The organism is Bartonella sp. CE47NXGY (assembly GCF_042195415.1).
Classification (GTDB): Bacteria; Pseudomonadota; Alphaproteobacteria; order Rhizobiales; family Rhizobiaceae; genus Bartonella.
In genome coordinates, this window is record NZ_JBHIOI010000104.1 from 1 (window position 1) to 2,067 (window position 2,067).

Genomic DNA, 2,067 nt, shown 5'->3' on the forward strand with positions numbered 1-2,067 from the left:
ATAGCTCCTGTCATAGTTATATGGAAGAAATTTGTAAGCGTTATAAATCCTGCTTCCCATAGTGATTGAAAAAAATCGACTATTTTTTGTATGAGGTTTCGAGGTGTCCATCCCAAAAAATTCATTACGATACCAATGAAGAATGAAAGGATAAGCAATTTTAGACTAACGCGGCGTGATTTTCCTCCAAGAAACGCATGAAAAGAATCTAATAATTTTTTTTTTCGCTTCATTTTAATATACTTTCAAAGATCGTGTTTTTTATTGTATTATCATGGTACAGCGATGTTATTATCATAAAGGAAAAACATTTTTTTATTTTTTCTTACTTTTTGAGTTTATCACCTTAGTCTGGTTAACGGTGCTGGTTTTTGAAATATACACATGTTTTATTGCATTTTTTGCGATATTTTCATGGCGCTTCTTTTATTAAATGAAGGGATATCCTTTCGTCTCGAGAATTTGTAGAGAAATTTTATAACGTTTCAGCATTTCTTATCAGAGTGAGAGTTCTAGTATATTGAAGATTTTGTAACGAACTTATTATTGTCGTGTATAGAAATAATATTTCAAGACAGTTTACTTAAAAAAAGACTATCTATTCTAATAAGGGTATGCTTATATAGGTATTATATTTAGATATTTCAACCTTAGTGCATTGAAAAGATCTTTTTTTCTGAAAAAATGTAAGCAATGAATTGAGTGTTGTTAAAGGAGCAAAGATATTAAAAATACGATGTGGAAAAAAGTTTTGTTATGTATGGGTGCGTAAAGGAATATCAGGGGGAGCCCATGCTCCTTTTATTTAGAAATAAAATATAATTTACAAGCTGTTATTTGGCAGAGGATTATGGAAAAATTCAAAATTCCTCTTGTAGGGGGAGGAGGTCATGTCGGTTGATGGGTGAATTTTCCTGTTTTGTTAAAATGTCAAATTGTTAGTAGAGCTCTTTGTTATTAAGGCGCTTAAGCTAACAAAGAAGAGTCTTTTGATGGCATAAAAAGGCGAGAGGAAAGAAGAGACAAGCTTACCCGACAAAAGAGAGAAAGTAGTGGTTTTATAGTCTTCAATCGTAGGCGTTATGACATCATGAATAGGCTCTGTTATGGGGAGCATTCATTGTATGTCAGAGTGTTTGTTGTTGCATGTTTTGGTTTGTCTTGGCTTATAGCCATGGGTAGAAGTCCGTGGTTGGTAAGTGGTGTTGTTTGAAGGTTTTAATAATACTTTGTTTGAGGCGCTTATGGATCATCTAACCTTATTATTAAGCATGTGCTTGTTGTGTGGGAAATTTATATAGTAAACTTTAAAAGGAAAAGTCTATGAACTTGAAGAAAAAAATATTACAAAATAGCAGCTCTCTTGTTTCTGCTTTTATAGCTTTGGCGATGGTTGCACAACAAGTTTCAGCAAAAACACCCGCTGATACCCTTGTGATGGCTTGGAATCTTGATGCAATTAGTACATTTGATCCCGCACAACTTAATGATGTTTATGGAAGTGAAATTGTTCGCAATGTTTGTGATAATTTGGTCAGTACTGCGACAGATGATCCTGCTAAAATGGTTCCCGCTTTAGCAACACATTGGGATGTTTCAGGTGATGATCACAGTACGGTGATTACTTTTCATTTACGTGATGGTTTGAAGTTTAATGATGGTCGATCAGCCAATGCTAATGATCTTCTTTGGAGTATGAAGCGGATTGTCAAATTGAAGATGGGTAATGCGGCAATTTTTAATGAATATGGAATTGCAGAGCAAAATGTTGATGATGCTTTGCAAGCCCCAGATAAGAAAACAGTGGTGATGAAATTTGATAAGCCTTATCCAGCAGAGCTCATTCTTAATAATATTGTTGCAAGTCCGGCAACAGCTTTGCTTGATCGTCAGACAATTATGAAGCATGAAAAAGATGGCGATTTTGGAAATCAGTATTTGAAAAGTCATGCTGCTTGTGTTGGTCCTTATCAGTTAAAAAGTTGGCGCTCTGGAGAAGCTCTTTTGTTGCGTGCAAGCTCTCACTATTGGGGACAAGCGCCTAAACTGAAGCAGATTTTAATTCGC

Annotated in this window: 2 protein-coding genes; one reads left to right on the forward strand and one right to left on the reverse strand. The window is 34.9% G+C overall.

Features of this window, described 5'->3' with window-relative positions:
• The coding region (locus ACFIL3_RS09805; protein ID WP_375682188.1) for a hypothetical protein at positions 1-233 on the reverse strand (233 nt) is incomplete at its 3' end.
• 1,090 nt (positions 234-1,323) lie between these two features.
• Here ACFIL3_RS09805 and ACFIL3_RS09810 point away from each other — a divergent pair.
• The coding region (locus tag ACFIL3_RS09810) for an ABC transporter substrate-binding protein (RefSeq protein WP_375682189.1) at positions 1,324-2,067 on the forward strand (744 nt) is incomplete at its 3' end.